A 26,715-nucleotide genomic window follows, 5' to 3' on the forward strand; every position below is an offset into this window, starting at 1 on the left:
CCGCATGGGGAAGAGACCCCCATGTTTTCCACCCCGCCACGACACCGCCCCGGCCTGGAGCGGGCCGGCGGCATCCCGTGGCACCCCGCCGCCGAGCCGGCCCTGGTAGGCGAGGAGGACCTCGTACGCGAGGAAGACCTCCTCCCCCGTCGGCGAATGCGGCGAGGACGCCGGCCGGCTCGTCGAGCGCCACGGCGAGCGTGCGACGGCGGGCCCCGCGGGTGCCACAGAGCGGGCGATCTCGCCCGATACCGGTCGCATGCCGCCGCCGAACCGTTTCCATACCCGCCGGTCCTAGCGTCTGCCACGACCGTTGTGGCCGCCCGCTTCCACCCTGCGAGGAGATCCCGTGCTCGAAGGCTTCGCCGAAGCGCTCGCGGACCGGGAGTACTTCCTGCCGCTGACGAGCGTGGCCGACCCCGGGCCTCGCTTCGCTCCCGGCGAGGTGCCGCCGGGCCTGCGCGGCGCCGCCCAGGGCATCTGGACGGCCTGGGGCAGTCCGCGGACCGGGCTCGCCGAGCAGGGCTGGAAGATCCACGTGTCGGCGCGGCTGGACCGGGCGCAGCACGTGCTCGACACGGTCGCCGGGATCTGCTTCTCCGAAGGCGTGCCGTTCAAGCACCTGAGCGCCCGGCTCTTCTTCCTGTTCCTCCATCACAAGCACGCCGGGCGGGCCCAGGCGGGCAAGTTCTGCGCCGTCTACCCGCCGGACACGGCGACCGCCCGCCGGCTGCTGGAACGCCTGCGCGACGCGCTCGACGGCGAGGAGGGTCCGTACGTCCTCACCGACCGGCGCTTTCGCGACTCGCGGACGGTCCACTACCGCTACGGCTCCTTCGGTGTCCGCAGCCGGCTGCGGGCCGACGGCACCCGGGAGGGGCTGGTCCGCGACGGCTCCGGCCGCGAGGTCGTGGACCTGCGGCTGCCCGCCTTCCACCTGCCCGCGGGGGTCGCGGACCCCTTCGTCGAGCAGGAGGAGCAGCCGCACGCGGGTCCGATCCTGATCCGTGACTACGAGGTGACCCGCGCGGTGCGCCTGAGCAACGCCGGCGGCGCCTACCAGGCCCGGGACCGGCGGACCGGCCGCACCGTCTTCGTCAAGGAGGCCCGTGCCCACAACGGCCTGGTCTTCGACGGGACCGACGCGCAGCAGCGGCTGCGGCACGAGTACCGCGTGCTGCGCGAACTGCACGCGGCCGCCCCCGGGGTGGGCCCAGAGCCGCTGGAGCACTTCACGGAGTGGGAGCACGACTTCCTCGTCACCGAGTACGTCGCCGGGCAGCCGCTCGTGGGCTGGCTGAGCCGGTCCTCGCCGCTGGCCCGCGCCGACCGCACGGCCGAGTCCGTCGCCGCGTACTACGAGGCGTGCCGGCGCCTGCTGGCCGCGCTGGACGCCTCGCTCGAGCGGCTGCACGCCGCCGGCTACCGGTTCGGTGACCTCAGCCTGGGCAATGTCATGGTCACGCCTTCGGGCGGGGTCCGGCTGGTGGACTTCGAGGCGGCCTCGGCGTTGTCCGCGGCACCCTCCGGGATCGGCACCCCGGGATTCACGCCGCCGGCCGGCCTGCTCCGGGCCGACACCGATCCGCTGCTGCAGGACCGGTACGGCATGTCGGCCGTCGCGTTCGCCTTCCTGGCGCCGTTCCATGAGAACGCCGAACACGCCCCCGCCAACCTCGCGCTGCTGCGCCGCGACCTGGCGGACGTGGCTCCGCCGCAGGACCTCTGGCAGCGGGCGACCGCCTTCCACCTGACGGAGGACCAGGCGCAGGACCAGGACGGCCCCGGCCGCCTGCCCTCCCCCGCCGAGCTGGACACCGATCCGCGCGGCTGCCTCGCCCGGCTGGCCGGGGAGGTGGCCGCGGGGCTGCTGGAGACGGCTGACGCCGACCGGCCGGACTGGGCCTTCCCGCCCTCGCCCGAGGCGTTCCGGACCAACAACGTGTGCCTGGCCTACGGCACGGCCGGGGTGGTGCACGCCCTGCACCGCGCCGGGGCTGCGGTGCCGGAGGAGATCCGCGAACGGCTGCGCCGCGACACGCTGGCGCTGCGCGACGCGCTGCCCCCCGGACTGCTGGTCGGCGCGGCCGGCATCGCCCGGGTGCTGGCCGGCCTCGGCCGGCTGGACGAGGCCGTCGATCTGCTGCGGGACGCCGACGGCCACCCGCTCACCGCCTCCTGCGGCACGCTGGCCGGCGGCCGGGCCGGGGTGGGCCTGGCCTGGCTCGCCCTGCACCGGCTGACCGGGGAGAGCAGCCACCTGGAGCGGGCCGCCGCGGCCGGGGAGGGCCTGCTGCGCACCCCCGACCTGCCGGCCACCCTCGGCGAGCACGACGCCCGCGGCCTGCTGCACGGCCGCTCGGGGCTCGCCCTCTTCCTCCACCGCCTGGCCCGCGACACCGGCGAGGCCCGCTGGCTGGAGGCGGGCCGCCTGTTGCTCCACCAGGAGCTGGACCGGACCTTTCCGCTGGACGACGGCGCCCTGTCCATCTCCGACAACGCGCAGCTGACCCGCGCCATGCCGTACCTGGCCACGGGCGCGGCCGGTGTCGCGGCGGTGCTCGTCCGCTACGTGGCCACCGCGCCGGACGAGCGCTGCGTCGCGGCGCTGCCGAGGCTGGTCGCCGGCATCCGGGTCTCCTGCGCCACGAAGGAGGCGGGCCTGTACCGGGGGCTGGCCGGACTGACCTGGTTCCTGACCGGGCACGCCGAACTCACCGGCACGGACTCCGCCCGCAGGGACGCCGTGCGCGCCGCAACCGGCCTGCTGAAGTACGCCGTCCCGTACCGGCGCGGTGTCCGCTTCCTCGGAGCGGGTTCGCAGCGGTTCACCGCGGACCTGTCCAGTGGCGGGGCCGGTGTCCTGCTGGCCCTGCACCGCCTGCTGTCCGGCCCGCTCCTGACGGAGTCCCACCCCGCGCGTCCCCGGATCCCGGCAGCCGGCTGACGGCACCGGGCGGGCGCCCCATGAACGCCTGGGCGCGGCGGCGAGCAGCTCCGTGCCGAGGTATGCAGTGACGGACCGACACAACCCCGAGTAGAAAGTGGTGAGCATCCATGAGCCAGATCCTCGCGCTCCAGGCACTGGACACCGAGCCGGAGTCCTACGCCTTCCCGCCCTGCTTCAGCGTCGCGTGGAGCATGATGGACATCTTCCCCGACCCGATGTAACGAGCCGGTGCCCGGTGCGTTCACCTGGCACCTGCCGGATCAGCCGCCTTCCCGTCCGCCCGGGACGCGGCGCCCGAGTCGGGCCCGAACCCCCTGACGATCAGCCACCCGGCCAGCCCCAGCTCCCAGGCGAACACCGGGAGCGCGGCGACCGACCCCGCCACGGAGAGCTGTGCGTAGGCCCCGAACATCACGGCGACGGCCGAGATGCAGATCAGCGGCCCGCCGACCAGCCCGAGCACGGCGATGAAGCGCGGCACGAGGCGTGCGCGGAACGCCAGCCACGCGAGCAGCACGGTGTTCAGACCGAGGGCGATGTTGGGCCCGAGCAGGAACGTCCAGTCGTGCACGGCCGCCAGGGCGACGTCGGCGCCGTCCGCCGCCCCCGCATCCCTCCGCAGGGTGACGAGCGCCAGGACGGCGACGATCCCGAGGGCGATGACGGCCGCCTCCAGCAGCCGTCCGAAGGCGTAGCCGAGTGCGAGCCCCTCGCCGTGGCGCCGCAGGACGGGGAACAGTGCCGCCCCGGTACCGGCCACCGCCACCACCAGCACCACCTCGCAGAGCACCCCGAGCAGGGCCTGCGTGTCGGCGCCCTGCGCCAGCCGGCCGTCCGCCGCGCCCAGCAGGGGGCGGTACAGAACCGCCCCGGCTATCGCGGCGACCTCGGTCAGCAGGAACAGCGACCCGGCGGCCACTGCGGTTCTCCGGTCCGGACTCATCTTCTCGGCACCCCTCACTCGGTGGTGGTGTACGTCGTACACCCAACATCAGGTGTACACCGTACACCTGGCGGCAACCATAGGTGTACGACGTACACTCGTCAAGGAGAGGGAGCTGTCGAGGAGAGAAGGGGCCGACCGGAATGACCCGGCAGGGAGCCACGCACACGCAACGAACCCCCCTGAGCAGGGACCGCGTCCTGCGCGCCGCCGTCGCGCTCGCCGACGCCACCGGCATCGACGCGCTCAGCATGCGCAGGCTCGCGCAGGAGCTGGACGTCGTACCGATGGCCCTCTACAAGCACGTGGCCAACAAGGAGGAGCTGCTCGACGGCATGGCCGACGCCGTCGTCGGCGAGATCGACCCGCCGGCCGAAGGCCCCGACTGGCAGCACGTGGTCCGGGGGCGGATCCTCTCGGCCCGGCGGGTCCTGCTGCGCCACCCCTGGGCGGCCCGGGTCATCGAGTCGCGGACCGGGCCCACCCCGGCCGTGCTGGGGTACCTGGACTCGATGGCCGGGAGCTTCCGGGACGGCGGCCTCTCCGCCGACCTCACGCACCACGTCATGCACGCGATGGGCAGCCGCCTGCTCGGCTTCAGCCAGGAACTGTTCGACACCTCCGGCCCCTCCGGCCCGCCGGACCCCGGGCTGGCCGCGCGCTACCCGCACATCGCGGAACTGGCCGCGACGGCCGCACACGACAGCGGCTCCACGGTCGGCGGCGGCTGCGACGACCAGTTCGAGTTCGAATTCGCCCTGGACCTCCTCCTGGACGGCTTCGAAAGCCTCCGCCGCCAGGGCTGGACCTCCACGCGGAAGGCGTAGCGGACGCGCGGAACGGGCAACCGTCCGACGCCGCGTCCGCCAACTACCGCGGCCGGTCCGGTGGTCCGGGGCGGGGGTGGTCCGGGCGTTGGGTACGCTCTCGGTTGACTTCGGGGCGCCGGCAGGTGCTGAATCGCCGCAATCAGAGATGGATCCCATGGGCAGCGCACCTTCCGCCGACTTCTTCCAGCCGCTCAGGGCGGACGACCCGCCCGTCGTGGGCGGCTACCGCCTGGCGGCCGTGCTGGGCGCGGGCGGCATGGGCAAGGTCTACCTCTCCTACACGCCGGGCGGCCGGCCCATCGCCATCAAGGTGATCCGGCCCGAGTTCAGTGAGGACCCCGAATTCCGGCGGCGCTTCCAGCAGGAGGTGCGGGCCGCGGAGCGGGTCCAGGGGCTCTACACCGCACCGGTCATCGACTCGGACACCGAGGGCCCCCAGCCCTGGCTGGCCACCGCCTACGTACCGGGCCCCTCGCTCGCCCACGCCGTCGCCCGGCACGGCGCACTGCCGGTGCGCAGCGTGCTGCTGTTGACCGTCGGGGTCGCCGAGGCGCTGCACGTCATCCACGGCGCGGGCATCGTCCACCGGGACCTGAAGCCCGCCAACGTGCTGCTCGCCTCCGACGGCCCGCGCGTCATCGACTTCGGCATCGCCCGGGCCGCCGACTCCACCGCCCTGACCAGTACGGGCGTCAGCGTAGGCACCCCGGCGTTCATGGCGCCCGAGCAGGCCTCGGCCGGCACCGTCACCCCGGCCACCGACGTCTTCGCCCTCGGGCAGATCGCGGCCTTCACCGCGATCGGGGCCTCCGTCTTCGGCGACGGGCCCTCGCACGCGGTGCTCTACCGGATCGTGCACGAGGACCCCGACCTCAGCGCCCTGCCCGAGGAGTTGCGGCCGGTGGTGACCCGCTGCCTCAGCCGCGATCCGGCCGACCGCCCGACCCTGACCGAGGTCATCGAGCTGTGCAACGCGGCCTCGGATGCCCCGCTGCGCCAGGGCGAGGACTGGTTGCCGCAGGCCGTCGCCGGCTCCATCACCGAGCGGCTGCAGCTGCCCGCGCCGGCGCCCACCCCGCCGCCGCAGGCGCCGACGGCCGCGCCGACCCCGACCCCGGCTCCGACCCCGACCGAGGTCTCGCCGCAGTCACCAGCCCCGGGTGCGCCTGCGGCACCCGCCGCCGCCCCCGGATACGCGCCGACCGGTGTGGCCGCCGCGCCGACGCAGACGGCTCCGGCGCCGGGGGCTCCGGGGGCCGTGCCGCCGGGTTACCCGACGCCGCCCCCGTACGCACAGGCTTCGTACCCACAGCCGCAGCACTACCAGCCGCAGTACAGCCAACCCCCGTACACGCAGCCCTCGTACGCCCCGGGCCACAGCACTCCGCCGCCGTTCCACACCCAGGGCTTCGTCCCCGTTCCGTCCGCTCCGTCGCGCCCCAAGCGGACCGGGCTGATCGTCATCGGGGCGGTGGCGGCGGCCGTCATCGGGCTCGCGGTCATCGGGTCCCTGCTGCCGGACGGCTCCGGCAAGGACGGGGGCGACAAGGCGTCGGGCGGCGGCAGCGCCGCGCAGCAGCGGCCCGACCCGCAGCCGGTTACGTACCAGGGCATCGAGGTGCCCCAGAACCACCAGCTGATGTTCGCCGACAATCCGCCGCGCCCGGCGGAGGAGCCGACCGGCGCCGGGGTGCTCTACGGGCACGCCGACCTCTTCTACTACCGGGACACCCTGTTCGGGGACGAGAAGTTCGGTACCACGAACGGCAAGCTCATCCTGCTGAACAACTCCGAGAAGGGCTCCCTGGAGACCTGCCGCGCCGTGACCCGCTTCACCGAGAAGATCGGCCTCGACCAGCTCACGGACGGGTCACAGGTCTGCATGCTGAGCAAGGCCGGCCACATCACGCTGGCGACCTTCCGCGGCAGGTCGGGCGCAAAGAACGAAACCGCCTTCATCACCGTCGACCTGACGGTCTGGCGCAACGCGGATGCCCCGGCGAAGAACCAGTAGGGCCGAGGGGGTGTCGCCCGCATGCGGGTGACACCCCCTCGTCGTGCGTCCTACATGGAGGAGTCGTCGAACGGGTTGTTCATCACACCCGAGGCCTCGCAGCTCGCGATCACGCCGCTGCTGGCGCCGATCTTGCAGACCTCGAAGTAGGCGTTGTCGATCCAGCCGGCCTCCAGGTACGTGCTCCACGAGGCGCTCGTCTGGCCGCTGGGCACGGTCCGCATCTTCCAGACCTTGTGGCCGCTTTCGCCGTTGGTGATGAGGCGGATGCCGACGACGTAGCCGTCCGTCGCGCGGTCCTGGACGCTGATCTGGATCGGGTCGAGGCGGTAGGGGTTGATCCGCCAGCCGATGACCATCCGCCCGTAGTACCAGTTGGTCGAGACCGTTTCCTCGGTGCCGGACGCCGCGGCCGCGGGGCCGGCGACGAGCGGAACGACGACGGTGGCCAGAGCCGCGGCGGTGGCGACGAGGCTGCTCTTGAGGCGCAAGGGTCCCCCAGGGAAAATGTGTTGGCTGAAAGTGCCTACTCTAGCTCGAATCCGATCACGCCTGACGATGCCTCAACTTGGGTCACCCGGGGCGCCCTTCGGCCTTCCGCGGACTTTTCGCCGGCTTCGGGACGGCCAGCAAGAGGCGGCGCCCACGGCAAGGGGCCTCTCGCCGACGAGTTCTGCCGCATGTCCTTGCAGGGGCGGTCGAACTCGTCGACGATGCTTTCAAGCCCCGGCCTTCCGGATCCCACCGGGTCCGGCTGGGGCAGGGGAGAACAGGGGAGACAGTGACAACGAACAGCAATCCGAAGAAGCGCCCGATGGTCGCGGCAGCAATCGTCCCGCTCTTCGTGCTCGCCGGGCTGCTCCTGGGTCCTGCGGCAACCGCCTCGGCGGCCGCTCCGGCCGCCCGGCAGGCTCCTGCCGCCGCGGCGCTGCCGCAGAGCGGTCTCCTCGCCGGCGCCGGCGTGGCAACCGGTCTTCAGGCACCGGTGTCGTCCCAGGTCCGGGCCACCTCCGGGAACAAGAAGGGCAAGAAGAAGAAGAGCAAGAAGAGCGGCCTGTTCATGAAGCTCTTGATCGTCGCGGTCGTGGTCATCGTGCTGCTCGTCGTCCTGTACGGGGTCCGCCGGGCTCTGCGGCGCAGGTCCGCCTAGGAAACGGCAGCGGGCCGGTGCGTCATCGCCCGGCCCGCCGGCACCGTCGCCTCCGCCTGCGCCGGTCCGGGCTTTGATCGACCAGGTCCGGCCGTGCGGCCGTTTCCGGGTCCAGGGCGAGATCCCCGTCCGGGGCGTCCTGCCGCCGCGGGAGAAGGGGCGGCGCGGCGATTCCTAGGCCGGCGGCTCGTCGGCCGGGGTGGGCAGCCGCCGGAGTTCGAGCAGGGCCACCGCGATCTTCACTCCGGTGGAAATCGTCAGGGCCTGGAGGAACGGCATACCCATCAGCCACAGGGCGACCGTCATGACCGTGAGCACCAGGAACGCCGGTAGCAGATTGGTCCGCCTGAGCGCTGTCCTCAGGAGGCCGGCTCGACTCCGATGCTGATCCACCGTACCGATCGGGCGGCCGGCGACGCCCTCCTCATTGGCCTGTGGCATGGCCTGCCGTCCCTTCCTCGTGCTCGCCCCCGGAACCGAGCCTCGGGTGCGCCCCGGCGGACTGCCACTGCTGCCACCCGCCCCGCCGCCGTCCGGCGTACAGGTTCACCTCACCGGCCCCGGAAGTGCGCCGCCTCGCCCGGTTGGCCCGAGCCGGGGCGGGCCGGGCCGACGGCTCAGGCTGCCGTCGGGGCCTCGGAGATCGGGTGCACCTCGACCGGGTCGTTGCCGGGCTTCCCACCCGGTCCGGGGCAGGCCGACGCCCGTGCGGCGATCTCCAGGGCCCGTTCCTCGCTCTTGACGTCGACGACCCAGTACCCGGCCAGGATGTCTCCCGCCCGGGCCGGGCCGTCGGTCACCTCGGGCCGGCCGTCGCTCCCGGCCCGCACCGTCTTGACCTGCGCGGGGCCGCCGAGACCCTGCCCGTCCACCCATTCCCCGGCGGCGGTGAGTTCGCTGTTGAGGGCGGCCATGTGGGCGAACATGGCCTGCATGTCCTCGTCGGAGTACGACGACATGACGGCGTCCCACTCGGCTGCCGGTACGTTCATCTGGATCATGTACTTCATGTTCCTCACCCTTCCGGGAGGACTGCTCCGCTCTGTCGCCCACTCCGCCAGTGTCTCCCCGGTCGGGCGCGGCCGCCCCTGAGCCCCGCCTTGGGCCCCTTCGGGCCGGGAGGCTCAGGTCAGGCTCCACGACCAGGTCCCGTCGGCGATGACGAGGCAGACGAGGAGCACCACGTCGGCCAGGCCCAGGCCGATGGCCAGGCGGGCCCGGCCGGGCCTGGTCGTGTGCCGCAGCAGCGCGAGGGCGCCGAGGACGACGGCGGTCGGGCCGAGGATCAGGTTCATCACGAGCAGCCCCACCAGGCCGAGGACGAAGCCGGTGACGGCCATCGCGTCGGCGTCACGGGTACGGGCCGGGAGCCGGGCCGCGGTACGGGAATCCGCCCGTGGGCTCATCGCACACCTCCGCGGTCGTGGTCGAGTCCGGCCCGGCGGTGGCCGGAGAAGCGCTCGCGTGCGGCGAAGAGGGCGAGCCAGAGAGCGATGGCGAGACCGGCGACCATGCTGACGGGCGTGGGTACATGGGCCACGACGCCGAGGACGACGCCGAGCACCAGCAACGCGCCTACGAGGAAGAGCATGAGACGTCCTCCGTTCAGGTAACAGTTGTTCACTGACTACCCAGTTCAGTTTGCATCATGCTGGCGGCGGACAACTGTGACGCGGTTGACTTCGCGTCATGAGTGCAGAGACCGGCCTTCGTGAGACCCAGCGCCGCCGCACCCGACGCGCCCTCCTCGATGCGGCCCTGTCGGAGTTGGCGGAGCGCAGCCTCGGCAGCCTCGGCCTCCGGGAAGTGACCCGGGCCGCCGGAGTCGTCCCCACCGCCTTCTACCGGCACTTCCGGAGCATGGACGAGCTGGGGACCGCGCTGGTCGAGGAGGCACTGGCCAGCCTGCACGAGACGGTGCGGGAGATCCTCGCCGCGACCGGCGACGCCGACCTTCGCGGCGACGCCGTGGTGCGGCTCATCGCCGAGCTGGTGCGCGACCGGCCCGCGCACGTCCGTTTCCTGGTCCGCGAACGCCACGGCGGGGTGACGGCGGTGCGCGAGGCCATCGCCGCGCAACTCGACGTCTTCGCCGACGAGATAGGCGTCGCGCTCGGGTCCGATCGCGTGAGCGCGGGCTGGGAGACCGACGACGTGACGATGCTGTCGCGGCTGCTGGTGGATCACATGTTCATGACGGCCTCGGCGTTCCTGACCGCATCCCTCCGGGGCGAGGACTGGTCGGCCGCCACCGGCACGGCCCTCGCCCAGCTGCGCCTGATCCATCTCGGGCGCGTGCACTGGGCGAGGTGACAGGGCGGGCAACATGGCACGCCGACGGCACGCACACCCGACCGGGTCCTCCTAGGAGGTGGCGGGGTGGGCCTCCAGCTGCGACTTGAGGTTGCGCAGGGTGGCCCGGATGTTCTTCCGCTGGAACTCGGCGAAGGTGTGCCCGCTCGTCGCGATCCTGTCGAAGGTGTTGGCCACCGGGTCGGGCCAGCTGCGCCGGTCGTCGGTCCACGTCTCCGTCACCTCGGTGCCCCCGGGCACGGCGGCGAAACGGTACTCCCAGGTGGCGATCGGACCGCGCAGCCACGGGCGGCGCAGGCCTATGGCGTGGACCCTGAACCGGAAGACCTCGTCCGGGTCGGCGGCCGTCACCGTGCAGCGGGTCGTCCAGCGGAACGGACCGCGCTTGTTGCGACCGTCGAAGACCATCCCCACCCGGGTCGCGGTGCCGGGTCCTTCGGCCGGGGTCGCCCCCAGGTTCTCCGGGCTCCAGCGGCCCATGAGAGCGGGGTCGGAAACGTGCCGGTAGACCGTCGACGGGTCGGCCGCGACGATGACGGTGTCGCTGACGCTGAACGTGCGGGGCATGTGGCTCCCTCCTCGGAGCACGACGGTAGCGGCTGCCGCCCCACCCGGAACCGGCGCCCCCGCCGCGGAGCCCCCGGCAGGTGCCGCGACGGCACCGCGCGCTTCCGTCGCCGGGACGTTCGTCCCCGTCCTGGCGGCGGCCCGGACGGTCTGGACGGGCAGTCCGCTCCACCCGCCGGAAGGATGCGTCAGAGGTGGCCGTGCGGGGCGATCGCGAGCATCGCGACGTCGTCATGAAGATTACGGGCGTGACGAGGGAGGTCGGTGTTGAGGAAGTTGACGACGTCGGCGGGTCCTGGTGCCGGGCGGCCCGCGAAGCGGTGCCGGAGCCGGTCCACCAGCGGGTAGAAGTCGCCGCTGGTGTCCCGGGCCTCCACCAGCCCGTCCGTGACGAGCAGCAGCACATCGCCCCGGGTGAACCGGTGGCTCCACGCCACCGGCCGCTCGGCCGCAGCCAGACCGCCCAGGCCGAGCGGCAGCGCCGGCGGGCCCTCCAGCGTGCGCACCTCGCCGCAGGAGATCAGCACCGGCTCGACGTGCCCGTGGTTGGTCAGCGTCACCCGGTGCGCCAGCCTGTCGAACTCGATGAGCAGGGCCGTCGCGAACAGCTCCTCGTCCGGGATCTCCTCTGCCTCCCGGGTCAGCCGCCGCTCCAGCCTGGCGGCGAGGGCGGGCAGGTCCTCCGCCTCGTACGCGGCCTCGCGGAAGCTTCCGAGGATCGCCGCGACCGTACGGACCGCCTGGAGCCCCTTGCCGCGGACGTCGCCGATGATGGCGCGCTCCCCGACATGGGTGGCGCGGATGTCGAAGAGGTCGCCGCCCACCATGGTCCCGGCCTCGCTCGGCCGGTACAGGCTGGCCGCCAGCACGTGCCCGACCTGGTGCGGCACCGGGCGCAGCAGGGCCCGCATCAGGGCCTCGGCGACCGAGTTGGCGTGGACGAGGCTGCGTTCCTGGTGGCTGCGGTGTGCGGCGAGCGCGGTCGAGAGGACGCCGACGAGGGCGGTGGCGATGTCGGCGGTGACGTGGTGGTTCTCCCCGAGGTGGTGGGCGACGGCGGCGATGGCGCATTCCAGGACGATCGCGAGCACCGTGAACGCGGCCACGGCGACCGGCCCGTAGGCGTACGCGGCGATGGCGGGCAGAGCGATGAGGAAGAAGCTCACCGCCCACTCCTCCTGGAGCGTGACCTCCAGGAGGAGGACGAAGGCCACGTAGACGAACGGCAGCCACCGCATCCAGGCCGGCGGCGCGGCCTGCCGGAAGCCGTCCTCGGGGGCGAGCACGAGGGGCTCGTCCGGGCGGGTGCGCCTCACCGCCCGCCTCCGGGCGCCGTCCGCGGCGCCACCCGACGACGGGACCTGTGCACACGGGCCTCCTGACACGAGCGTGACCGACCGTCACAGCGTGAGGAGGAAGCCGGGCCGAACCCTCGATTACGCCGAACGCGGCATGTTGCCCGACGCCGGCCCCGGCCCTGGTGCACGGCCCCCGCCGGGACGGTCAGTACGGTCGTTCCACGGGGGCCGGTCCCTGCACAGCCCCCGTCAGTCGGCGGCCCGGCGCCGGCCCCGTCGGCGGCGCGGGTACGGGAAGAGCCGTGGCGAGCGTTTGGCGGCCAGGTCCTCGACCCAGCCGAAGGTCAGCACCAGCAGGCCGAGCAGCGGGATCGCCACCAGCAGTGTGAACCATTGGCTGGCCAGCAGCCACTGGAAGTTCGCGTAGACGAAGGGGACGCTCCAGAGCGGGTCGATCAGCGGGATGGCGACCACCAGGGCGACCTGGTGCCAGAGGTAGACGCTGACGGCGCGTGCGTTGAGCAGGCTGACCAGGCCGTTCCAGCGTTCCAGCGGCCTGGGCCACTGCTCCCAGGACGGGCTGACGTGGAGCAGGATGGCGACGAAGCCGAAGGACCACAGGGCCTGGGCGATCGGCCAGGACTCGATGTCGGTCGCCACGGTCGGATCGACCGGTCGGGTCTGCAGGTACCAGAGGCCTGCCACCATGATCAGCGGGGCGACGGACGGCAGTACGTACTGCGGGATCTTCTTGAGCAGCCCCTCCTGGTGGGCCATGCCGAGGATCCAGCAGGCCCCGAAGGTGGCGAAGTCGTTGGCAGTCTCCCAGACCCGGCCGTAGACGAACTCCTGGTCGACGAAGAACGCGTTCATGACGATCACCATCGCCAGCGGAGCGGACAGCGTCACCACCGGAAACCGTCGCAGTGCCCGGAGCATCAGCGGCGAGAGCAGGACGTACCAGAGGTAGGCCCGGAGGTACCAGAGCGGGACGATGATCTGCGCGGCCCAGGTGTGTTCCACGTGCTGGAAGCCGGACAGCTCGTCCGCGTACGGCGGGGTGCTCAGCGGCAGGATCCAGAAGGCCAGCTTGGCCCACCACCAGCTGGGGTGGCCCTCGGAGCCGGGGCCCCAGCCGCCGAGGATCTGGAGGGCGATCATGGCGGCGCCGAACAGCCACATCGGGGGCAGCAGCCGGCGCAGTCGGCCGCGGATCACGCCGGGAGCGGGACGGCTGAGCGAGCGGGCCATCAGCGAGCCGGCCAGCGCGAACATCACGCCCATCGACGGGAAGACGAGGGGCAGCCAGAACCAGCCGAAGTTGTGGTACAGCACCACGCGGCCCAGCGCCAGCGCGCGCAGCAGGTCGAGATAGCGGTCCCGGCCGCCCTTGCGCGTGGGCGGTGCCTCCGGCTCCGGCTCCGGCCCCAGCTCGGGATCCTGCCGCAGTGCGGCGGGGATCCTCAGCTGGACGGTTTCGTGGGTGCGCCCGCGGTCGACGAATGCAGTCACGGTCAGGCCTCCACGGGTACGGCGACCTCGCCGGTGCGCCGGAGCTTCTGCCACCGCAGCCGGCCACCGGTCATCGCCGTGATGGCGGACTGCAGCAGGACGATGTACATCAGCTGCCGGTAGACCAGTTGCTGGATCGGCAGGCTGATCAGATGCCAGGGCTTCTCGCGGTCGAGCCGGAAGGCGTACCAGGACAGTGCGGCCTGGAGCAGAATGAAGCCGCCCCAGCTGGTGAGGGTGATCGGGGCGTCTCCGAACAGCACGCCGTACAGCAGGAACAGGTCGACCAGCGGCGCCAGCAGCGGGGCGACCACGCCGAACAGCACGACGAGCGGCAGCCCGAGCCGGCCGAAGCGCCCGGCCGGGCCGCGGGACGTCACGGAGCGGCGGTGCTTCCACATCGCCTGCATGCTGCCGTAGCTCCAGCGGTACCGCTGGGACCAGAGCTGCTGGAGGCTGGCGGGAGCCTCGGTCCAGGCGCGGGCGAATTCGGCGTAGACGACCCGCCAGCCCTCGCAGAGCACCGCGATGGTGATGTCGGTGTCCTCGGCGAGGGTGTCGTCGCTCATCCCGCCGACCTGCCGCAGGGCCTCCTTGCGGAAGGCGCCGACCGCGCCGGGGATGGTCGGGATGACGCCCAGCATGTCGTACATCCGGCGGTCCAGGTTGTGGCCGAGGACGTACTCGATGTGCTGCCAGGCGCCGATCAGGCTCTCGCGGTTGCCGACCTTGGCGTTGCCCGCGACCGCGCCGATCGCCGGGTCGCCGAAGGGCTGGACCAGCTCGCGTACGGTGGACGGCTCGAAGACGGTGTCGCCGTCCATCATCACGATGATGTCGTACGAGGCTGCCGCGATGCCGGTGTTGAGCGCGGTGGACTTGCCGCCGTTGACCTGGCGGATCAGCCGGACGAACGGCAGGTCCATCTCCTCGACGATCTCCGAGGTACCGTCCGTCGAGCCGTCGTCGATGACGATCACCTCGATCGGATGGTCACTCGCGGCCAGGGAGTTCAGGGTGTTGGCTATGCACTCGCGCTCGTTGTAGGCGGGGACCAGTACGGTGACCGGCTCGGTGACCGGGTCTCCCCAGAGGTCCCGCCGTTTCGCGCGGCGGGCGTGGATCGGTGCGAGGACGAGCATCAGCGCGAACCGGCCGAAGTTGAGGAAGCCGACGACGGCCAGCAGCGCGACCAGTACCGGCAGCGTGAGCACGGCGAACTGGGTGGCCCAGATGAATCCCTTGCCCGCCCACAGCTGGAAACCGTGCACCGGCACGGTGGCGCTGGAGGCGCCGAGTGCGTCGGAGATGGTGGTGAAGCGGTAGCCCTGGGCCTGCAGCCTGTCGATGATCTGTACGAGCGCGGCGATGGTCTGGGTACGGTCGCCACCCGCGTCGTGCAGCAGGATCAGCGCGCCCGCACCGGGCTTGGCCGGCATCGCCGCCTTCACGATCTGCTCGACGCCGGGACGCTTCCAGTCGTCGGTGTCGCGGTCGATGAACGCGGTGAGGTAGCCGCGCGCGCCCACGTACTTGATCACCGGGTAGTTCCAGTCGTCCATCGCGGTGGCGTCGGAGGAGTACGGCGGGCGGAACAACGCGGAGTGGACGCCCGCGACGCCGGCCAGCGCCAGCTGCGTCTGTGCCAGCTCCCAGCTGGTCCGGGCGTGGGACTGGTACACCAGGTCGGGGTGGGTGAAGGTGTGCACGCCGAGTTCGTGGCCGCCCGCGACGATCTCCCGGATCAGCTCAGGGTTGCGCGTGGTCATCGCCCCGGTCACGAAGAAGTCCGCCCGGACGTTGCGGGCCGCGAGCACCTCGAGGATCTTCGGGGTCCACTGCGGCGAGGGACCGTCGTCGAAGCTCAGAACCGCGGTGCGGTCGGGGATGTGGTAGCTCACGGGGTGCTCGTTCTTGGCCCCGCGCGCGTCGATGACCGGGCCGCCCTTGAGCAGATTGGGCGGCACGGTCGTCTTGTCGACCGAGATCGCGATCCGGGAGTCGTGGAACGCCTCGTTGGTGGCGAGGCCGCGCAGGACGAGGAGCGCGAGCAGACAGGCCAGCAGGGACAGCGGCATGAAGAAGCGCAGCGGTGGCGCGGCCAGTCGGCGCGGCCTGAGCAGGGACTGCCGGCGGCGCTGGTGGCGGGACAATTGCGCTCCTGGAGATGGGTGGTGCGGAGGATCAGGGGTGCTTGGTCGGTCGGCCGGAGGCCGCCGCCCCGCGCGGCACGGTGGTCGTGGGCTTCGACGCGGGAGCCGCGGTCTTCGTCAGGGTGGTCGTGGCCTTCGACGCGGGGGCCGGGGCCTTCGTCGTGGTGGCCGAGGCCTTCGCCTGGGGTGTCGCGGACCGCGTGGCCGTCCGGGCTGCGGACGACGCGGACGGGCCGGGCGACAGCGACCCCACGGGTGAGGGCGACGGGGCGGGCGGCCGCGAGGGCTGCGCGGGTATGCCCATGGCCGGGGCGTCCGCCTGCACACCGATCAGGCTGCTGCCCATGGCGACCGCCAGGATCGCGCCGAGCACGGAGACCGGCCAGCCGAGGCCCCGCAGCAGGCGGCCGCGCAGACCCGACTGGTCGACGAATACCGGTGCGGGAGCAGGCTCACCAAGATTTGACTCAGACATGTCATATTCCGCCTGCTGCGCCGATCCGCGGTCGAGGGAAGTGAGAATGGGGCGCACCTTGCGAGGCCTTTCAGTGCAGGGTACGTAGACCGCAGGACAGCAGGGCGAACGCTAGTGCACCGGCCTGAATCGAATTTGGCTCGATGTGTGCATTTGACGCGATCTGCTCCGGTGTCGTAATCGGATCGCAATATCAATTGGCCGTACCGACCAGTAGGCGGGACGCATCGTCGCCGGATACCGGTAGACCGCCCGCAAGAAACCTTCCGCGGCGGCGCTAAGATGCCCCACTCGTGTGATCAGTCATTTGATCCTCACGCAAAAGGGCGTGTCCAGGTACCGCCGCTACACACCAAGGAGCCCGTGTGAGCCAGCCCCGCCGCACCTCTCGTCGCCGCGCGTGGACCGGGCTCGCGCTGCCTGCCCTCCTGTGTGCACTCGCCGCGTGTTCGGGCAGTCCCACGTCCGGCAGCAGTACCGATGCCGCCCCCAGCGCCTCGCCGACCCCGTCCGGACCGCCGGGAACCCTGTTCGACGGCTTCCACTACGGCGGCACCGACGACCCCTCGCTCACCGCCAACGGCTGGGAGGTCCGTGACGGCGCGGGCAGCCCGGGGATCAAGGACACCTGGTCAGGCGCCGGCGCGAGCTTCCCCTCCGACGCGACCGCCCAGGGCGGCAGGATCCTGCAACTGCAGGCCTCCACCGACGGCACCAAGCAGGGCACCAAGCAGGTCGAGGTGCAGAGCACCGGCACCGACCTCTTCACGGGGACCTACGCCGCTCGGGTCCACTTCGGCGACAAGCCCACGACCGGCCGCAACGGCGACCACGTCGTCCAGACCTTCTTTCCGATTTCCCCCTCGGACTCCTCGGCGAACTACAGCGAACTCGACCACGAATACCTGCCGAACGGCGGCTGGGGTTCGGTGGGTCCGCAACTCGACAACGTCAGCTGGTACAAGGCCGATCCGCCGGACCGGGTCAACCACACGTCCAAGCAGCGCCTTGAGGGTTGGCACATCCTGATGATCACCGCCATGAACGGAAAGGTCACCTATTCCCTGGACGGCAAGGAGTTGTTCACCAGCTCCGGCAAGTACGTCCCGCGCGAGAAGATGGACATCCACTTCAGCAACTGGTTCATCGACCTTCCCTTCACCGGCGGTCCGCGCACATGGAACATGAAGGTCAACTGGTTCTACTACAAGGCCGATGAGGCCGTTTCCCAGGCCGAGGTCCAGAAAACGGTGGACGGCTTCTACAGTGCCGGCACCCACTACATCAACACCGTGCCGAAGTCCTGACCCGGGCGATGTGAACCGCGGACGCCCAGGGCGATCTCAGGGCGCGATCTCGAACTCCGGTGCTTCGAGGCTCTTCAGACACTCCGTCTTCGGCGCGGCCGGGTCGTCGAAGAACGAGACGGCGATCTCCTGGGCGCACTTCGAGGTGGCGAACACCACGTGCGGCTCGTACGGGACGGTGACGACCTTGGCGTTGGGCAGCGTACGCGCCACGTACGGCCCGTTGTCCGCGCCGGTCTGGGCGTCGAACGCACCGGACAGGGCGAGGGTGGGGATGTCGCTGCGCGTGACGTCCCGGATCGAGGGATCGGCCGCGGGGACGTTCCAGATCTCACAGTCGGGGTGGAGGAACGTGAGCAGCGGAGCCTGGGCCTGCACCGAGCGGGGGAACGACGGGAACTCCTTCTGTCCGCCCTGGAGCGCCGCGTCCCTGCTCTCGTACGGGGTCCACTCACTGCAGAAGACGCCGTAGCTGAGACCGTGCGAAGTCACTCCGATGCCCTTGGGGTTGGTCCTCCACCCCGCCCACTGCTGGGCGATCCGCTGCGGGTTGCCGTTCGCCAGCTCGTCGATGGACTGGGGGACGGCCTCCGCCGTGTGGGTGGCGGAGGTCAGCCAGTTCACCAGGGTTCCGCCGTCGATCACGACCTTCACCGGCTTGTCGCTGCCGGGGACCGTGACGGTGGTGGTGACCGGCTTGGCTTCGAGGTCGCTGACCAGCTCCTCGAAGGTGGCCGACAGGTTCGGATAGCGCTTGTTGCAGGCCGGCTGGTCCGCGCAGGCCTTGAACAGGCCGTCGACGCCCTGCCGGAAGCTGCTCCAGGTCGCGGCCGACCCGGACGTGGACGGCGGCAGTATGCCGTCGATGCCCACCGAGCGGATCCCCTCGGGGTGCAGGCGCATGGAGGCCAGGGCCAGGTGGGTGCCGTAGGAGATGCCGTACAGGTTCCACTGCTCGACGCCCAGCGCGGTGCGCAGGTCGTCGTAGTCGGCGGCGCTCTGGATGTCGTTGTAGGCGCTGAGGTCCACCCCACGGGCCGCCAGCTGGTCACGGCAGGCCTTCGTGGCCTCGACGTGCTGGCGTCCGGTGGACGGAGCGTCGTAGACGAGGCCGATCACGCGTGCGTTGAACTCGTCGACGTTGGGGCACAGGAGGGCCGGGTCGGCCGAGTACGTACCGCGCTGGGACATGAAGATCACGTCACGGTCGCGGTTCAGGCCGCCGTCGATCGCCATCTTCGCCTCCCCCACGGCATCGTCTCCGGGTCCGCCCGCGAGCCACACGATGGGGTCGGGTTTCGGTTTGTCGGTCGCGGCGGGCACGATCGCCACACCGAGTTCGATCGTCCGGCTGCTCGGTTTCGTGCGGTTCTCGGGCACGGTGAGCGTTCCGCAGCGGGCCTCGTCGAGGGCCTCGATCGGTTCCGCCGTCTTCGGGCAGGGGCCCGGTTCGAAGCGGGCGTCACCCACCGTCCGTGCGACCGTGCCGATCGGCGCCTCGGGGGTGGGGGTGGTGCCGGTACGGGACTGCCCCTGCGCGGGCGCTGCGAGCAGTCCCGTGACGAGGAGGCCGGCCGCCATGCCGGCCGAAGTGGCCTGGAGTCGTCGTAGGTTGCCGCGACGACGGGGCGCTTCGTGGCGAGTCATCTGGCCTCCCGGTCATTTCGGGATGATCGTGAACGGCTGGGGCTCGAGGCCGTCCACGCACGAGGTGTCGGGAGCGGTCGGGCGAGCGAAGAAGGACGCCAGCACGCGCTGCGCGCACGGCGACTGCGGGACCACCCAGTGGCCGATTCCGGGGACCTGTATGGCGGTCGAGCGGGACAGGTCGCGGGCCACGCCCTTCGCCCAACTCGCGCCGGTCTTCACGTCGAACGTGCCGGAGATGACGAGCGCCGGCACCGAGCTGACCGTCGCCAGCCGCTGGACGGAGGCGCGGTCCGCAACGTTCCAGATGCGGCAGGCCGGGTACTGGAAGGGAAGTTGCGGTGCCTGCGCCAGGACCGTGTCCGGCCACGCGGGGTAGGCCTTGCGCCCCGCCTTCAGCACGTCGGGCTCCGAGTACCCCGGCGCCCACTCGCTGCACACCACCGAGTTCGTCAGGCCGTGCGCGAACTCGCCGGTCTTCTGGACCGAGCCGGCCGCGCGGGCCTGCGCGAAGCGCTGCGGGTTTCCGCGGCTGAGTTCGTCGAGCGCCGCCGGGATGTCCTTGGGCCGGGGGGTGAAGGCGACGATCAGGTTCAGCAGCGCGCCCCCGTCGAGGACGGTCTTGACCGGCTTTCCTCCGCCCGGCGGCGGGACGTTCAGCGTCAGGGGGTGGGCCTCCAGCTTGCGCACCTGCTCCGTCAGCAGGCGGGGGAGGTCCGGGTACCGGTCCTTGCAGGCGGGCTGCGCCGCGCAGGCCTCGAAGATGTTGTGGATTCCCTCGGCGGTGCTGCCCCAGGTCCACGGCAGGGTCACGTGCTCGGGAGGCGTGATCGAGTCGATCGCCATCGCGCGGATTCCCTCGGGGTGCAGGCGCAGGTACGTGAGGGCCAGATTGCTGCCGTAGGAGTACCCGTAGACGTTCCACTGGGGGATGTCGAGCGCCTTGCGCAGGTCGGCGAAGTCCGCGGCGTTCTCCGTGGTGTTGTAGGCACTCAGGTCGGTGCCGTCGGCCGTCAGGCGGCCCCGGCAGTCCTTCACCGCCTTCAGCAGGAGCTGTTCCGCCTGCTTCGCGTCGTAGCCCAGGCCTACGGCCTGCTCGTTGAAGCGGTCGACCTCGGGGCAGGCGAGGTTCGGCTGGTCGTAGAGGTTGCCGCGCTGGGCCATGATGATCAGTTCGCGGTCCTTGTTCAGGCCGGAGTCGACGAGGAAGGGGATGTCGTCGAACGTGTCGGCACCGGGACCGCCCGCCATGAACACCACGGGCTCCTGTGGCGGCTTCGACGGGGTGACGGCCGGAATGACCGCCACGGCCAGCTTGATGGTCCGGCCGCCGGGGCGGGAGCGGTTCTCGGGGACCTCGAGGAACCCGCACCGTGCGTTGCTCAGCGCTTCGATCGGCTCGGGCGGCTTCGGACAGGGACCGGGCACGAACCGGGAAGGGGCTGCGGAACCGGGCCCGCCGGCGGAGCGGGCGGGTGGCGGCGCGGCGCTGCCCGGTGCGGGGCCGAAAGCTGCCAGGCAGACCAGAGCGGCCGCGGCGGTCGCCGCGTGGATGCTGTGCTTGGGCATGTGGTCTCGTTCCTCTGCCGACATAGGCGGCTGCCCCGCCGGGCCGGGCCGCAGCGGTTGGGACGGAACACTCGCTCTCGACGCTACTAGGAGGAACGTACGCGCGCATGCGGAGCGATCAACGGCCCGTGGCCGGGGCCCGCCGGACGGCGCCGGGCAGACCGGCCGGTGCCCCGTGGCGGCCGGCACCCGGAACCTGGGAGGGCGATCCCGTCCCGGCGAGCAGACAATGAGCATGAGGGACGCTCGGGCGACTCGTGCCGGCGGCCCGGGTCAGGGCCTGCGCCCCGATCCTGGTCGTGCTCCGGTCCCGGCGGGAGCTCGATGCCGCCGGCCCGACCGTCCTGGGCCCGGGACGCACCCGGCCCGCCCCCGAGCAGCGAGGGACTGACAGGTGATGTCGGACGAGAGAGCCGAACGCATCGCGGATTTCATCGAGCCGCTCCGGGTGGAACCGGGGTCCGAGGTACGGCTGGACCGGGACTTCGATCCCCGGTACAAGGCCGGTCTGAAGAAGCGGGACGGGGTCGAGCTGCTGCAGACCGGGGTGTCGTTGCTGGCCGAGTACCAGGAGCGGCTGGCCGCCCAGGACACGTACGGCGTCCTGCTCTGCCTCCAGGCGCTCGACGCCGGTGGCAAGGACGGGACGATCCGCCACGTGATGAGCGGCGTCAATCCCCAAGGCGTACGGGTCAGCAGCTTCAAGGTGCCCTCCACCGAGGAACTCGACCACGACTACCTGTGGCGGTACGCCCAGCGGCTGCCCGCGCGCGGCGAGATCGCCATCTTCAACCGCTCGCACTACGAGGAGGTCCTCGTCGTACGGGTCCACCCCGACAACCTCGTCCAGCAGAGGCTGCCGGACACGGCGTCCGGGCCGGAGCTGTGGGACCGGCGCTACCGGGAGATCAACCGCTGGGAGCACTACCTCACGGACAACGGGTTCAGAGTGGTGAAGATCTTCCTCAACCTCTCCAAGGAGGAGCAGCGGGCCCGCTTCCTGAAACGGATCGACCGGCCGGAGAAGAACTGGAAGTTCTCCGCGGCCGACGTCCGGGAGCGGCGCCGGTGGGACGACTACCAGCACGCGTTCTCCGCGATGCTGTCGGCCACGAGTACGAAGTGGGCTCCGTGGTACGTCGTGCCGGCGGACCGGAAGTGGTTCGCCCGGATCTGTGCGGCGGCGGTCCTCGCACACACGCTGATGGACATCGATCCCCAGTACCCCGATGTGGGGGAAGAGGCGCGCAAGGCGCTGCTCGTCACCAAGCGGGAGCTGGAACGGGAGGCCCCCGCCGGGGCCCCGGCGGATCCGTACTCCGCCTCCCGGCGGGCGCGGAAGAAGAAGCGCGGCTAGAGGGGGCAGGACCCCCGGGCCCCGGCGCCCGAGCAGCGTGGATGCGGTCGCGGCACGGATCGGATCGGAGGCAGGACGATGACGGTGCGGGCGGAATCTGCGGGAGAGCGGCCCCGGGCCTCGGCCGACGGCTGGTACACGCGCGCTCCGGAGGCGGTCGTGGCTGCGTTCGACGTCGATCCGGCGGTCGGCCTCTCCGCCGCGCGGGCCGCGGAACTCCTGACCGCGCACGGCCCGAACGCGCTGCCCGAGGAGAAGCGGACTCCGACCTGGCGCCGGTTCCTCGCGCAGTACCGCAGCTACATGCAGATCGTCCTGCTGGCCGCGGCGGTCGTCTCGCTGCTCATCAGGGAGTGGACCACCGCGATTCTGCTGATCGTGCTGACCCTGCTGAACGCGGTGGTGGGCCTGCGCCAGGAGGGCAAGGCCGAGAGCGCGATGAACGCACTGCAGTCGATGATGAAGGCGACGGCGCGGGTGCGCAGGGACGGGACGGAGGCGGAGATCCCCGCCGAACAGCTCGTCGTCGGCGACATCGTGCTCATCGCGGCCGGGGACCAGGTGGGGGCGGACGGTCGCATCATCGAGGCCAGCGCCCTGCAGATCGACGAGTCGGCGCTCACCGGCGAGAGCGTTCCGGCCGCCAAGGACGCCGGCACGCTGACGGGCGCCCTGCCGGCGCCCGGCGACCAGACCAACATGGCGTTCATGAACACCCCGGTCACCCACGGCAGCGGCGTGCTCGTCGTCACCGCGACCGGGGTCGGCACCGAACTCGGCAAGATCTCCGGGATGCTGTCGGCCACCGAGAAGGAAGTGCCGCCGCTCACCAAGGAGCTCAACACCCTGACGCTGTGGATCACGGCCGCCGCAGGCCTGACCATGATCGTGATGTTCGCCCTGGGGCGGCAGCGGGACCAGGCCTGGGACGTGCTGTTCGTCAGCGCGGTCTCGCTGGCCATCGCCGCCATCCCCGAGGCCCTGCCGACCGTGACCCAGGCGATCCTGTCCGTCGGCAGCCTCAACCTGGCGAAGCGGAACGCCATCGTCAAGGAACTGCCTTCGGTCGAGACCCTGGCGTTCACGTCGGCGATCAACTCGGACAAGACCGGCACCCTCACGATGAACCAGATGACCGCCGTCGAAGTGCTGAGTCCCACCGACCGGTACACCGTCTCGGGCACGGGGTACGGGCTGGAAGGGAAGGTCCACCACGCCGCGGGCGCCTCCGCGGACATCGAGGACGCGATCCTGCCGTACGTGGTGGCCAGCGACGCGAAACTGGTGGACGGCGAGGTGGTGGGCGATCCCACCGAGGGTGCCCTGCTGGTGCTCGCGCACAAGGCCGGGCTCGACGTCGACGCCACCAGGGAGGCCCTGCCACGGCTCGCCACACTGCCCTTCGACCCCGAATACAAGCTGATGGCCACCTTCAACGCGGCGCTCGACGCCTCCGGACGCCAGGTCGTCCGGTGTTTCGTCAAAGGCGCGGTTCCGGCGGTCGTGGCACGGGCCGCCACCGCGCTGTCGGCGGGCGCGACCGTCCCGTGGGACGACGAACTGGCGGCGCGCGCCGAGGCGCAGACCGAGCGGATGGGCGGCGAGGGACGCCGGGTCATGGCCGCGGCCACCCGGGATCTGGACCCGGCCGGCTTCGATCCGGAAGGCGACCTCCTCGCGTACGTCACGGAGCTGCGGATGAGCAGCCTCGTCGCCATGGTCGACCCGCCCCGCGACGAGGCCAAGGCCGCCGTGGCCGACGCCCAGGCGGGGCACATCCGGGTCCGCATGGTGACCGGTGACGACGTCACCACCGGTGCGGCGATCGCCCGGCAGCTCGGCATCCCCGGCGAGGCGGTCCTCGGCGCCGATTTCGCCGCCATGAGCGAGGACGAGCAACTCGCGCGGATCGACGGCATCGGTGTGGTGGGGCGCGTCGCGCCGGAGCACAAGGTGCTGCTCGCCGACACGCTCAAGAAGAAGGGCGATGTCGTGGCGATGACCGGGGACGGTGTCAACGACGCGCCGGCCATCAAGGCCGCGGACATCGGCATCGCGATGGGCAGCGGCACGGACGTGGCGAAGAACGCCGGACGCATGGTCCTCTCCGACGACAACTTCGCCACCATCGTCTACGCCGTGGAGCAGGGCCGGAGGATCTACGACAACCTCACCAAGTACATCCGGTTCGTCCTGCTGCTGCTGGTCACCTTCGTGCTGACCTTCCTCGGTGCCACTGTCTTCAACATCGCCGCCGGTGAGCCCTTCACCCCACCGCAGGTGCTGTGGATCCACTTCGTCGTCAACGCCTCCTTCGGCTTCGCGCTGGGCTTCGACCAGGAGAGCCCCGGCCTGATGCAACGCAGGCCGCGTCCGCGGGGGGAGTCCGTGCTCACCCGGCGCGTTCTGGTCACGGTCGGACTGGGCGGGCTGGCGATCACCGTCGTCCTGCTCGGACTCATCACGCTCGGCAAGGCCCACTTCGACAGCGTCGCGACCGGTCAGTCGATCGCGTTCACCGCGTTCGCGCTCTGCCTGATCGTGGCCGCGTTCGAGTGCCGCAGCGAGACGGATTCGGTGCTGACCCCGTCCACCTTCGACAGCAGGCAGATGAACTGGGTGGCACTGGCCCAGTTCGTGCTGGCCGTGCTGGTGACCCAGATGGACGGCTTCCGCCGGCTCCTGGGGACCACCGAGATCGATGCGCGGCAGTTCGGCTGGGCGGTACTGGCCGCCGTCGTGCTCCTGCTCCTGTGGGAGCTCGGCAAGCTCGTGGCCCGCCGGTCCCGAGGCACCTGATGGCAGGGCGGTCCGCGCCGACCCGGCACGGGAACCGCAAACTCGTCTCCCGGGTGCGGGCCGTGCCCGGGATCCGTGCGGTCACGTCGTACCGGCGGGAGTGGCTGGCCAAGGACCTGGTGGCGGGAGTCGTCCTGACCACGCTGCTGGTGCCGCAGGGCATGGCGTACGCCGAGTTGGCGGGCCTGCCGCCCATCACCGGGCTGTACACGACGGTTCTCTGCCTGCTCGGCTACGCGGTGTGCGGGCCGTCCCGGATCCTGGTGCTGGGTCCGGACTCCTCGCTGGGGCCGATGATCGCCGCCACCGTGCTGCCCCTGGTGGCGGCCGGCGGAGATCCCGACCGGGCCGTCGCGCTGGCGTCGGTGCTCGCGCTGATGGTCGCGGCCGTGATGATCCTGGCCTCGCTGGCGAAGCTCGGCTTCATCGCCGATCTGATCTCCAAACCGACGATGATCGGCTACATGAACGGTCTGGCGCTGACCATCCTGATCGGTCAGCTGCCCAAGCTCCTCGGCTTCAAGGTCGAGGCGGACAACCTGATCGGCGAGTGCACCGGCTTCGTACGGAGCCTCGCGGACGGCGCGACGGTGCCCGCCGCCGCCGCGGTCGGCATCGGCGGGATCATCGTCATCCTGGTGCTGCAGCGCTTCCTGCCGAAGGTCCCCGCGGTGCTCGTGATGGTGGTGCTGGCGATCGCCGCGGCCACCGTCTTCGACCTGGGCGCGCACGGCGTCGGGCTGGTCGGGGAACTGCCCGAGGGCTTCCCGCCGTTCACGATCCCCGACGTGCGCCCCGCCGACCTGCCGCTGCTGCTCGGCGGTGCGCTGGGCATCGCCCTGGTGTCGCTGGCCGACACGATCTCCAACGCCTCGGCCTTCGCAGCCCGTACGGGGCAGGAGATCCGCGGCAACCAGGAGATGGCGGGCATCGGTGTGGCCAACCTGGCCGCCGGTCTCTTCCAGGGCTTCCCCGTCAGCACCAGCGGCTCCCGTACGGCGGTGGCGGAGCGTGCGGGGGCCAGGACCCAGCTCACCGGGGTCGTCGGAGCGGCGCTGATCGTCCTCATGCTCGTACTGGCTCCGGGCCTGTTCCGCAATCTCCCCCAGCCGGCCCTCGCCGCCGTGGTCATCACGGCGTCGCTGTCCCTGGCCGACATCCCCGGGTCCGTGCGGCTGTGGCGGCAGAGCCGGACGGAGTTCCTGCTGTGCTGCGCGGCCTTCGTCGGCGTGGCCCTGCTCGGCGTGCTGCCCGGGATCGGCATCGCGGTGGCCCTGTCCGTCCTCAACGTCTTCCGACGCGCCTGGTGGCCCTACCGCACCGTGCTCGGACGGGTGCAGGACCTGGAGGGCTACCACGACATCCGCTCCTACCCGCAGGCCCGGCAGCTGCCCGGCCTGGTGATCTACCGGTTCGACGCCCCGCTCTTCTTCGCCAACGCCAAGACCTTCCGCGACGAGATCAGGCGACTGGCCGGCGCGGACCCGCGGCCGACCTGGATCGTGGTCGCGGCGGAACCGATGACCGACGTGGACACCACCGCCGCCGACGTTCTGGAGGACCTCGACGAGGCGCTCAACGCAAACCACGTACACCTGGTGTTCGCCGAGCTCAAGGACCCGGTGCGACGGAAGATCGAGCGGTACGAACTCACCCGCACCATCGACCCCGCCCACTTCTTCCCCACCGTGGAGGCCGCCGTCGCGGCCTTCCGCCTGCGCACCGGAGCCGAGTGGACGCCGGTCACCGCTGCCGAGCCGCCTGTCCGGCCTGAGCCCGGGTCCGCGGGTCCGGCGCCCGCCGACGAGCCGTGACCGTCCTCCGGGTGGGC

General features: G+C 71.5%; 22 protein-coding genes. 9 read left to right on the forward strand and 13 right to left on the reverse strand.

From position 1 onward, the window contains the following. Positions 1 to 349 precede the first annotated feature (349 nt). Positions 350 to 2,947, forward strand: a complete 2,598-nt coding sequence (gene lanKC, locus OG472_RS08865; RefSeq protein ID WP_405941265.1) for a class III lanthionine synthetase LanKC — start codon at positions 350 to 352, stop codon at positions 2,945 to 2,947. 244 nt (positions 2,948 to 3,191) lie between these two features. On the opposite strand, the gene OG472_RS08870 is transcribed toward lanKC, so the two are convergent. Further along, positions 3,192 to 3,893: a DUF4386 domain-containing protein gene (locus OG472_RS08870; protein WP_405941266.1), complete on the reverse strand. Its 702-nt coding sequence runs from the start codon at positions 3,891 to 3,893 to the stop codon at positions 3,192 to 3,194. 143 nt (positions 3,894 to 4,036) lie between these two features. Between OG472_RS08870 and OG472_RS08875 the strand changes: the two genes are divergently transcribed. Further along, on the forward strand, positions 4,037 to 4,720 hold the full coding sequence (locus OG472_RS08875) for a TetR/AcrR family transcriptional regulator (protein WP_401604360.1): 684 nt from the start codon (positions 4,037 to 4,039) through the stop codon (positions 4,718 to 4,720). A gap of 157 nt (positions 4,721 to 4,877) precedes the next feature. Continuing rightward, positions 4,878 to 6,737, forward strand: a complete 1,860-nt coding sequence (locus OG472_RS08880; RefSeq protein ID WP_405941267.1) for a protein kinase domain-containing protein — start codon at positions 4,878 to 4,880, stop codon at positions 6,735 to 6,737. A gap of 50 nt (positions 6,738 to 6,787) precedes the next feature. On the opposite strand, the gene OG472_RS08885 is transcribed toward OG472_RS08880, so the two are convergent. Beyond that, a complete protein-coding gene (locus tag OG472_RS08885) occupies positions 6,788 to 7,228 on the reverse strand; it encodes a hypothetical protein (RefSeq protein WP_401604364.1) in 441 nt (146 codons plus the stop codon). A gap of 323 nt (positions 7,229 to 7,551) precedes the next feature. Here OG472_RS08885 and OG472_RS08890 point away from each other — a divergent pair, with 323 nt between their 5' ends. Further along, entirely contained in the window at positions 7,552 to 7,887 is a 336-nt protein-coding gene (locus OG472_RS08890) for a hypothetical protein (RefSeq protein ID WP_405941268.1), read from the forward strand. Between the two features lie 174 nt (positions 7,888 to 8,061). Here OG472_RS08890 and OG472_RS08895 read toward each other — a convergent pair whose 3' ends face one another. The 4 genes from OG472_RS08895 to OG472_RS08910 all read right to left on the reverse strand — a co-directional run bounded on the left by OG472_RS08895 (position 8,062) and on the right by OG472_RS08910 (position 9,478). Continuing rightward, positions 8,062 to 8,193: a hypothetical protein gene (locus OG472_RS08895; RefSeq protein ID WP_401604369.1), complete on the reverse strand. Its 132-nt coding sequence runs from the start codon at positions 8,191 to 8,193 to the stop codon at positions 8,062 to 8,064. 311 nt (positions 8,194 to 8,504) lie between these two features. Beyond that, positions 8,505 to 8,897, reverse strand: a complete 393-nt coding sequence (locus tag OG472_RS08900) for a YciI family protein (protein WP_401604370.1) — start codon at positions 8,895 to 8,897, stop codon at positions 8,505 to 8,507. A gap of 114 nt (positions 8,898 to 9,011) precedes the next feature. Beyond that, on the reverse strand, positions 9,012 to 9,293 hold the full coding sequence (locus OG472_RS08905) for a DUF4190 domain-containing protein (RefSeq protein ID WP_401604372.1): 282 nt from the start codon (positions 9,291 to 9,293) through the stop codon (positions 9,012 to 9,014). Next, positions 9,290 to 9,478 (reverse strand): hypothetical protein, encoded by a 189-nt coding sequence (locus OG472_RS08910; protein WP_401604373.1) that lies wholly within the window; start codon positions 9,476 to 9,478, stop codon positions 9,290 to 9,292. The genes OG472_RS08905 and OG472_RS08910 overlap by 4 nt, the downstream gene beginning before the upstream one ends. 98 nt (positions 9,479 to 9,576) lie before the next feature. Between OG472_RS08910 and OG472_RS08915 the strand changes: the two genes are divergently transcribed. Next, positions 9,577 to 10,200, forward strand: a complete 624-nt coding sequence (locus OG472_RS08915) for a TetR family transcriptional regulator (protein ID WP_401604375.1) — start codon at positions 9,577 to 9,579, stop codon at positions 10,198 to 10,200. Between the two features lie 51 nt (positions 10,201 to 10,251). Here the strand turns inward: OG472_RS08915 and OG472_RS08920 are convergent, their stop codons facing one another. The 5 genes from OG472_RS08920 to OG472_RS08940 form a co-directional block, all read right to left on the reverse strand. Continuing rightward, positions 10,252 to 10,767: an SRPBCC family protein gene (locus OG472_RS08920; protein WP_405828856.1), complete on the reverse strand. Its 516-nt coding sequence runs from the start codon at positions 10,765 to 10,767 to the stop codon at positions 10,252 to 10,254. 188 nt (positions 10,768 to 10,955) lie between these two features. Continuing rightward, positions 10,956 to 12,083 (reverse strand): PP2C family protein-serine/threonine phosphatase, encoded by a 1,128-nt coding sequence (locus OG472_RS08925; RefSeq protein ID WP_405941269.1) that lies wholly within the window; start codon positions 12,081 to 12,083, stop codon positions 10,956 to 10,958. A 231-nt stretch (positions 12,084 to 12,314) separates the two neighbouring features. Next, on the reverse strand, positions 12,315 to 13,577 hold the full coding sequence (locus OG472_RS08930; protein WP_405941270.1) for an acyltransferase: 1,263 nt from the start codon (positions 13,575 to 13,577) through the stop codon (positions 12,315 to 12,317). A 2-nt stretch (positions 13,578 to 13,579) separates the two neighbouring features. Then, entirely contained in the window at positions 13,580 to 15,730 is a 2,151-nt protein-coding gene (locus tag OG472_RS08935; RefSeq protein WP_405941271.1) for a bifunctional polysaccharide deacetylase/glycosyltransferase family 2 protein, read from the reverse strand. Between the two features lie 31 nt (positions 15,731 to 15,761). Next, the gene (locus tag OG472_RS08940) at positions 15,762 to 16,205 is read right to left on the reverse strand and encodes a hypothetical protein (RefSeq protein ID WP_405828860.1); all 444 of its coding nucleotides are present in this window, start codon (positions 16,203 to 16,205) and stop codon (positions 15,762 to 15,764) included. A gap of 365 nt (positions 16,206 to 16,570) precedes the next feature. On the opposite strand from OG472_RS08940, the gene OG472_RS08945 reads away from it, so the two are divergent. Next, positions 16,571 to 17,512 carry a glycoside hydrolase family 16 protein gene (locus tag OG472_RS08945; protein ID WP_401604388.1) on the forward strand — a complete coding sequence of 314 codons (942 nt, stop codon included), beginning with the start codon at positions 16,571 to 16,573 and terminating at the stop codon, positions 17,510 to 17,512. Between the two features lie 36 nt (positions 17,513 to 17,548). Here the strand turns inward: OG472_RS08945 and OG472_RS08950 are convergent, their stop codons facing one another. Together OG472_RS08950 and OG472_RS08955 are read right to left on the reverse strand one after the other, a co-directional pair. Beyond that, positions 17,549 to 19,159 (reverse strand): alpha/beta fold hydrolase, encoded by a 1,611-nt coding sequence (locus OG472_RS08950; protein ID WP_405941272.1) that lies wholly within the window; start codon positions 19,157 to 19,159, stop codon positions 17,549 to 17,551. A gap of 12 nt (positions 19,160 to 19,171) precedes the next feature. Further along, positions 19,172 to 20,728: an alpha/beta fold hydrolase gene (locus OG472_RS08955; RefSeq protein ID WP_405941273.1), complete on the reverse strand. Its 1,557-nt coding sequence runs from the start codon at positions 20,726 to 20,728 to the stop codon at positions 19,172 to 19,174. 397 nt (positions 20,729 to 21,125) lie between these two features. On the opposite strand from OG472_RS08955, the gene OG472_RS08960 reads away from it, so the two are divergent. The 3 genes from OG472_RS08960 to OG472_RS08970 all read left to right on the forward strand — a co-directional run bounded on the left by OG472_RS08960 (position 21,126) and on the right by OG472_RS08970 (position 26,698). After that, on the forward strand, positions 21,126 to 22,085 hold the full coding sequence (locus tag OG472_RS08960; RefSeq protein ID WP_405941274.1) for a polyphosphate kinase 2 family protein: 960 nt from the start codon (positions 21,126 to 21,128) through the stop codon (positions 22,083 to 22,085). Between the two features lie 78 nt (positions 22,086 to 22,163). Further along, a complete protein-coding gene (locus tag OG472_RS08965) occupies positions 22,164 to 24,884 on the forward strand; it encodes a cation-translocating P-type ATPase (protein ID WP_405941275.1) in 2,721 nt (906 codons plus the stop codon). Continuing rightward, positions 24,884 to 26,698, forward strand: coding sequence for a SulP family inorganic anion transporter (locus OG472_RS08970; RefSeq protein ID WP_405941276.1), 1,815 nt, complete (start codon positions 24,884 to 24,886; stop codon positions 26,696 to 26,698). The genes OG472_RS08965 and OG472_RS08970 overlap by 1 nt, the downstream gene beginning before the upstream one ends. Positions 26,699 to 26,715: the final 17 nt, after the last annotated feature.

Origin of the sequence: Streptomyces sp. NBC_00207 (assembly GCF_045160965.1) — a bacterium.
In the GTDB taxonomy this organism is placed as follows: domain Bacteria; phylum Actinomycetota; class Actinomycetes; order Streptomycetales; family Streptomycetaceae; genus Streptomyces.